Here is a 6,720-nt window from a genome sequence, read left to right on the forward strand (position 1 = left end):
GAACCAGTCCGCTCGACGCGCACCAAGCCCCGCCCGCAGATCGCCGTGCGAGTCACCCTCAGCGCGGCGGGACGAGGCTCTGCGCGCGGAGCTCGCCGAAGACCCGCTCGAAGCTGTCGATCGTGGACCGGTACCCGGTGAATCCGCGAACGCGGCTGCGGCGCATGTCGGTGAGGCACTCGACGTCGCGCCCGAGGTCGCCGTCCGTGTGCCACCACGAGGCGAGCTGGTCGACGTCGTCGACCTTGAGGGAGTACCGCGCGGCGACGGTGCGCCACTCCTCCGCGGCGTCGACCATCTGCTGCTCCAGCGGGCGCGGCTCGTCCGCGAATCCCTCCGGCGTCACCCCGAAGTGCTCGGCGATGCGTGGCCACATCCAGCGCCAGCGGAAGACGTCGCCGTTGGCGATGTTGTACGACTCGTTCGCCGCGACCTCCTCGGTGGAGGCCCAGATCATGTGCTCGGCCAGGAGCTCGGCGTCGGTCATGTCGGTGAGTCCGTCCCACTGGGTGCGTGACCCGGGGAAGACGAACGGCCGGTCGAGCTCACGGCAGATGCTGGCCTGCACGGCGAGCGTCTGGGCCATGTTCATCGCGTTGCCGACGGCCGTGCCGATCACGGTGTGGGCGCGGTGGACGCTCCACGTGAAGCCGTCGCGCTCCGCCGCGGCCCACAGCTCGTCCTCCTGCGCGTAGTAGAAGTTCGGGTACGGCAGGCGCTCCTCGTCCTCGTGGAACGGCGTGTCCCTGACCTCGCCCTGGCCGTACGCCTCGAACGGGCCCAGGTAGTGCTTGAGCCCGGTCATCAGCGCGACGTGCTGCACGGTCTCCGACGGGCGCAGCGCCTCGAGCACGTCGCGCACGATCGCCCGGTTCACCGCGATGTTCTCGTCCTCCGTCTCACGGCGCACCCAGGCCGTGACGAAGACGTGGGTGGCCGGCACACCGGCGAGCGCCTCGTGGGTGTCGGCGGTCGACGTGAGGTCGACGTTGACGAGAGCGGCGGGCTCCGGGAGGCGGCCGGGGCGGCGCGACACCCCGGTGACCTGCCAGCCCTCGTCGAGGAGCCGGCGGACCAGTGCGCCCCCGGCGATGCCGGTGGCTCCGATCACGAGGGCGTGGCGGGCGGTGTTCCGGTCGGGTCCTGCACTGGGGTCGGTCACCGTGTCGACAGTAGGTCGGTCGACCTAGACCGCGAGGTCACCGAACCCCGACGGCGGGACGGGTAACCTGCCACGGTGCAGGTGCAGATCAAGGCGCTGGTCGTGGCGCCCAGCCACCGGATGTCCGGCCGTCCGCGGGACGGGATGGCTCCGGCCACGGGCCCCGAGGACGCCACGACGGCGCGAGTCCGCGCGCACCGCGGGATCGTCGGCGACCGGTACTTCGGCACTCGCTCCGCCCGCGCGGCGGTCACCATGATCGCGACCGAGAGCATCGAGCAGCTCGAGCGCGACCTGGGTGCGGGACCCTTCGATCCCGCACTCTCGCGGCGCAACCTCGTGGTCGAGGGCTTCGACGTGGACGCGCTCGTGCGGTGCTCCTTCACCCTGGACGCCGGGCACGGACCGATCCGGTTCCGCTCGTTCACGCCCGCCAGCCCCTGCGCCTGGATGAACGAGGTCTTCGCGCCCGGCGCGCACCAGGCGTTGCGCGGTCACGCCGGCATCCGGTGCGAACCCCTCGACGACGGACAGATCTCGGTGGGACCGGCGACGATCACCGACGTGGCACCCCTCGCACCCCACGAGCTGAAGCGCCCGACACGAGCGGCCGCGACGAACGGCCAGTCCGCCATCCCCGGGTTGTAGCCACCGCCTCCCGCCGGATTGAGATAGTGGGGCGTGGCGGATCCCGGGTCGAGCACGCACCGCGACCGTCGCGTGAGGCTTTCCGGCAGCGCCCAGGCCGCGGACGGTACGCGTCTCGCCTTCCAGGTCGAGGGACCGCGGTCGGGTCCTCCTCTGCTGCTCCTGCAGGGACAGGCGAACTCGCACCGGTGGTGGCGACGCCTGCGGGGCGACTTCGCCGACCAGTGGCTCACGATCACGTTCGACTACCGGGGCACCGGGGCCACCCAGGCCGACCTCGACGACGGTCCCGCCTGGACCACGGCAGGGTTCGCCGCGGACGCCGCGGCGGTGCTGACGTCGCTCGGGCAGGCCCGCGCCGACGTCTACGCGACCTCGATGGGCGGACGCATCGCCCAGGAGCTGGCGATCGCACGGCCCGACCTCGTCGACCGCCTGGTGCTCTCGTGCACCTCGCCCGGCGGTCACCTGGCCCGGGAGCGGGGCGACGACGTGCGCCGCGCCCTCACCGACCCGGACCAGGCTGCACGGCACCGCGCGACGATCGACCTGTTCTACTCACCCGACTTCGTCGAGCGGTGCGGCGGCTACGACCTGGTGCCCACCGACCTGCTCGGCGATCCGCACTCCGCCCTCGCGGGCCGGCGTCACCTGGCCGTCAGTGCGCGGCACGACGCCTCCGACCGACTCGCCGAGATCACGGCGCCGACCCTCGTCATGCACGGGTCGACCGACCGGATGACCCCCTCGACCAACGCCGAGGCGATCGCGGCCGCGATCACCGGCGCCGAGCTCGACGTCGTCGACGGCGGACGTCACGGATTCTTCGACGAGCTCCGCGACGTCGTCGCGCCCCGGGTGCGCGCGTTTCTCGGGCAGGAGCCGGCCGGTCCCGTGCGGGTGGCCGACGCGTCGGATTGACTGTCGCCATGGACGGAACCGGTCCCGAGACGACGAGACGCTGTCCGCGCTCCGCGGGCGACTCCAGGGCCTCGACCACCTGTTCAGCGGCCGCCCTCGCCTGAGGTCAGCTCTGCGGCGGCTCCGCCCCGCCCGCGCGGAGGATCGCCGGGGCCGCCTCGCGCATCTCGACCTTCCGCACCTTGCCGGTGATCGTCATCGGGAAGTCGTCCACGCAGTGCACGTACCGCGGCGTCTTGAAGTGCGCGAGTCGCCCCGCGCAGAACTCCCGGATCGCCGCCGCATCCGGCGGCGTCGCCCCCTCCCGCACGCGCAGCCAGGCCATGAGCTCCTCCCCGTACTTCGCGTCAGGTACCCCGATCACCTGGACGTCGATGACGTCCGGGTGCTGGAGGAGGAACTCCTCGATCTCGCGGGGGTAGATGTTCTCGCCGCCACGGATGACCAGGTCCTTGATGCGGCCGGTGATGCTGACGTAGCCGTCGGCATCCATCGTCCCGAGGTCGCCGGTGTGCATCCAGCCGTCACCGTCGATGGCCTCGTCGGTCTTCTCCGGCTCGCCCCAGTAGCCGATCATCACGGAGTAGCCGCGCGTGCAGAGCTCACCCACCTCTCCTCGCTCCAGGGTCGCTCCGGAGGTCGGGTCGACGACCTTGACCTCCAGGTGCGGGCCGACGCGACCGACCGTCGAGACCCGCTGCTCCAACGAGTCGTGGGGACGGGTCTGCAGCGAGACCGGTGACGTCTCGGTCATGCCGTAACAGATCGACACCTCGGCCATCCCCATCCGCTCGATCACCTGCGTCATGGTCTCGACGGGGCACGGCGAACCGGCCATGATCCCGGTGCGGAGCGTGTCGAGACCGGCCGACGCCAGGCCCGGGTCGTTCAGCATCGCGATGAACATGGTGGGGACCCCGTAGAGCGAGGTGCACCTCTCGTCAGTGACGGCGCGGAGCGTGGCGCCGGGATCGAATCCCGGTGCAGGGATCACGATCGTCGAGCCGTGGCTGGTGCAGGCGAGGTTGCCCATCACCATCCCGAAGCAGTGGTAGAACGGCACGGGCACGCAGACCCGGTCGTGCTCCGTGTAGCCGAGCAGCTCCCCCACGAACCAGCCGTTGTTCAGGATGTTGCGGTGCGAGAGCGTCGCGCCCTTGGGGAAGCCGGTCGTCCCGGACGTGTACTGGATGTTGATGGGGTCGGTGGCCGAGAGGCCCGACTCGATCAGGTCGAGGTCGTCGACTCCGTCGCGGCCACCGGCGACGAGGTCGTCCCACGAGGCCGTGCCGATGAGCACGACGTCCTCGAGCGACGGGTGCTCGACCTGCGCCTGCCCCATCATCTCGACGTAGTCGGCGCCCTTGAACTCCTCGACCGCGACGATCGTGCGCATCCCGGACTGCCCCACGACGTAGGCCAGCTCGTGTGCGCGATAGGCGGGATTGACGTTGACCAGGATCGCGCCGATCCGCGCCGTGGCGTACTGCAGCAGGACCCACTCCGGGCTGTTCGGGGCCCAGATCCCGACCCGGTCGCCGCGCTCGACCCCGCGCTGCAGGAGTCCTCGGGCGACGGCGTCGACGTCGCGCAGGAGCTCCGCGTAGGTCCACCGCCGACCACTGGGGACGTCGACCAGGGCCTCGCGGGTGGCGTGCCGTGCCACCGTCTCGCGCAGGTTGGTGCCGATCGTGGTCTCGAGCAGGGGGGCGGCGGTGTCGCCGACCGTGTGGCTGGTGGTCATCTGCGAGTCCTCTCGTTCCGAGCGCGACAGCGGGTCCCGGCGTGAATCAGGCAGGCCCCGTGCCCTGACTCGACGCTAACCCGCATGTGGCCCGCATGGGGATCGCCAGGCGATCCCCATGCCGCGCACGCCCGCGGGCCGACGAGGTCGCCGGCCGGAGGTCCGACGACCCGAGCTGATCGTGGTGCCTGGGTGTGGCGCACCCAGGTGCGACTCGGTCTGCCTCACGAGCGAGCGCGCGGCGAGGCTCGAGTGCATGAACACCGCACTCACTGACACCAGCGCCCCGTCCACCGCAGACGACACCTCGAAGGTCGTCGTCATCACCGGCGCCAGCAGCGGCATCGGAGAAGCAACCGCCGAACGCCTGGCCGCCGAGGGACACCTCGTGGTCCTCGGCGCGCGTCGCGAGGACCGCCTCCGCGACCTGTCCGACCGCATCACCGCCGCCGGAGGGCGGGCCGAGCACGGCGCCCTCGACGTGACCGATCGTCACGCCGTGAAGGCCTTCGTCGACGGCGTCGCCGAACGGCACGGCCGGGTCGACGTGATCGTCAACAACGCCGGTGTCATGCCGCTCTCGCGCCTGGACGCCCTGCTCGTCGACGAGTGGGACCGCATGATCGACGTCAACGTGCGCGGGCTGCTGCACGGCGTCGCGGCCGGCATCCCGCACTTCCAGGCGCAGGGCTCGGGCCACTTCGTGACCGTCGCCTCGATCGGTGCTCACGAGGTGCCCGAGACGTCTGCGGTCTACTCCGGCACCAAGCACGCCGCCTGCGCGATCACCGAAGGCCTCCGGATCGAGCTCGACCCGTCGATCCGAGTCACCACGGTCTCGCCCGGCGTCACGACGAGCGAGCTCGCGGACTCGATCACCGACCCCGGGGCGCAGCAGGCGATGGTCGGCTACCGCGCCGCCGCGATCCCGGCCGACGCGATCGCCCGCGCCGTCTCCTACGCGATCAGCCAGCCCGCCGACGTCGACGTGAACGAGCTGATCATCCGCCCGAGTCGTCAGCGATGACGTCGCCCCACCGTGTGGGCGGGGCCGCCTGGGTGTCGCGCACCCAGGCGGCCACGCCGCGATCGCCCTACCGTGGTCCCATGACCGACGACGCCCTCGGCCGGTACCTGAAGGCCTGCCGCGCCCGCACCAGTCCGGAGGACGCGGAGGTCCGCTCGTACGGGCCGCGCCGCGTGCCGGGCCTGCGGCGCGAGGAGGTCGCGATGCTCGCCGGCGTCAGCGTCGACTACTACACGCGGCTCGAGCAGGGGCGGGAGCGCCACCCGTCCGCGTCGGTGCTCGACGCACTGGCCCGCGCCTTCGCCCTGTCCGACGACGAGCGCGAGCACGTCTTCCGCCTGGCCGACACCGCCGCGCCGACCAGGGTGTCCCGCGCACGGACCACCGCCGACCCGGCCCTGCTGGAGCTGCTCGACGACTGGCCGATGAACCCGGCCATCGTCATCACCCGGGTGCTCGACGTCCTCGCCGTGAATGCGCTCGCCCGCGAGCTGTTCGGCGGCCTCGAGGTCGGCCAGAACCTGGCCGAGCGCATGTTCCTCCACCCCGATGCGCACGACCTCTACCCCGACTGGCCTGCCGTGGCGGAGTCCACCGCCGCCAACCTCCGCCTCGCAGAGGGGTTCGCACCGGACGACGCGCGTCTGCGCGAGGTCGTCGGTCACCTCTCGGAGACGAGCCCGGAGTTCCGCCGCCTCTGGGAACGCGGTGAGGTGCGGGGCAAGACCTCCGAGGCGAAGCGCTTCAGCCACCCCAGCGTGGGCGCGATCGACCTGACCTACCAGGCGTTCGACGTCCGGACCTCGCCCGACCAGCAGCTCGTCGTCTACCGCGCCGCACCGGGCAGTGCGAGCGCCGACGCCCTCCGCCTGCTCGGGACCGTCGCCGCCACGCAGCGCGAGCACGGCGCACGCACGGCCGACGCGCCGTGAGCAACGACCGCACCTTCCAGGTGGCCCTGAACGGCGGAACCGTCCACCCGGCCATGCCGCTGACTCCCGACCAGATCGCCGAGGACGCCGCCGCCTGCGTGGCCGCCGGTGCCAACTTGCTGCATCTGCACGCCTATGACGACGACGGCGTCGAGACCCTCGCCGAGCCGGCGGTCACCCGGGTGATCCAGGCCGTTCGCCGTCGCTGCCCCGGCGTGCCGATCTCGATGACGACCTTCGCGCAGATCGAGCCCGACCCTGCCCGGCGTCTCGAGACCATCGCAGC

7 protein-coding genes are annotated in these 6,720 nt (G+C 71.8%); 5 read left to right on the top strand and 2 right to left on the bottom strand.

Going from position 1 to position 6,720, the window contains the following annotated elements; translation table 11 throughout:
- Positions 1-58 precede the first annotated feature (58 nt).
- The gene (locus tag ABD127_RS16400) at positions 59-1,162 is read right to left on the bottom strand and encodes an SDR family oxidoreductase (RefSeq protein ID WP_344203460.1); all 1,104 of its coding nucleotides are present in this window, start codon (positions 1,160-1,162) and stop codon (positions 59-61) included.
- Positions 1,163-1,237: 75 nt separating this feature from the next.
- Between ABD127_RS16400 and ABD127_RS16405 the strand changes: the two genes are divergently transcribed.
- Positions 1,238-1,810: an MOSC domain-containing protein gene (locus tag ABD127_RS16405; RefSeq protein WP_344203462.1), complete on the top strand. Its 573-nt coding sequence runs from the start codon at positions 1,238-1,240 to the stop codon at positions 1,808-1,810.
- 72 nt (positions 1,811-1,882) lie between these two features.
- A complete protein-coding gene (locus ABD127_RS16410) occupies positions 1,883-2,731 on the top strand; it encodes an alpha/beta fold hydrolase (protein ID WP_344203464.1) in 849 nt (282 codons plus the stop codon).
- A gap of 106 nt (positions 2,732-2,837) precedes the next feature.
- Here the strand turns inward: ABD127_RS16410 and ABD127_RS16415 are convergent, their stop codons facing one another.
- Positions 2,838-4,475 carry an AMP-binding protein gene (locus tag ABD127_RS16415; protein WP_344203465.1) on the bottom strand — a complete coding sequence of 546 codons (1,638 nt, stop codon included), beginning with the start codon at positions 4,473-4,475 and terminating at the stop codon, positions 2,838-2,840.
- Between the two features lie 256 nt (positions 4,476-4,731).
- Between ABD127_RS16415 and ABD127_RS16420 the strand changes: the two genes are divergently transcribed.
- The 3 genes from ABD127_RS16420 to ABD127_RS16430 all read left to right on the top strand — a co-directional run.
- A complete protein-coding gene (locus ABD127_RS16420) occupies positions 4,732-5,502 on the top strand; it encodes an SDR family oxidoreductase (RefSeq protein ID WP_344203468.1) in 771 nt (256 codons plus the stop codon).
- An 80-nt stretch (positions 5,503-5,582) separates the two neighbouring features.
- On the top strand, positions 5,583-6,434 hold the full coding sequence (locus ABD127_RS16425; protein WP_344203470.1) for a helix-turn-helix transcriptional regulator: 852 nt from the start codon (positions 5,583-5,585) through the stop codon (positions 6,432-6,434).
- Positions 6,431-6,720 (top strand): 3-keto-5-aminohexanoate cleavage protein (locus ABD127_RS16430; protein WP_344203471.1); only part of this gene is annotated, 290 nt, incomplete at its 3' end. The genes ABD127_RS16425 and ABD127_RS16430, both read left to right, overlap by 4 nt.

The sequence above is a fragment of the Aeromicrobium alkaliterrae genome, assembly GCF_039529015.1.
Taxonomy (GTDB): Bacteria; Actinomycetota; Actinomycetes; order Propionibacteriales; family Nocardioidaceae; genus Aeromicrobium; species Aeromicrobium alkaliterrae.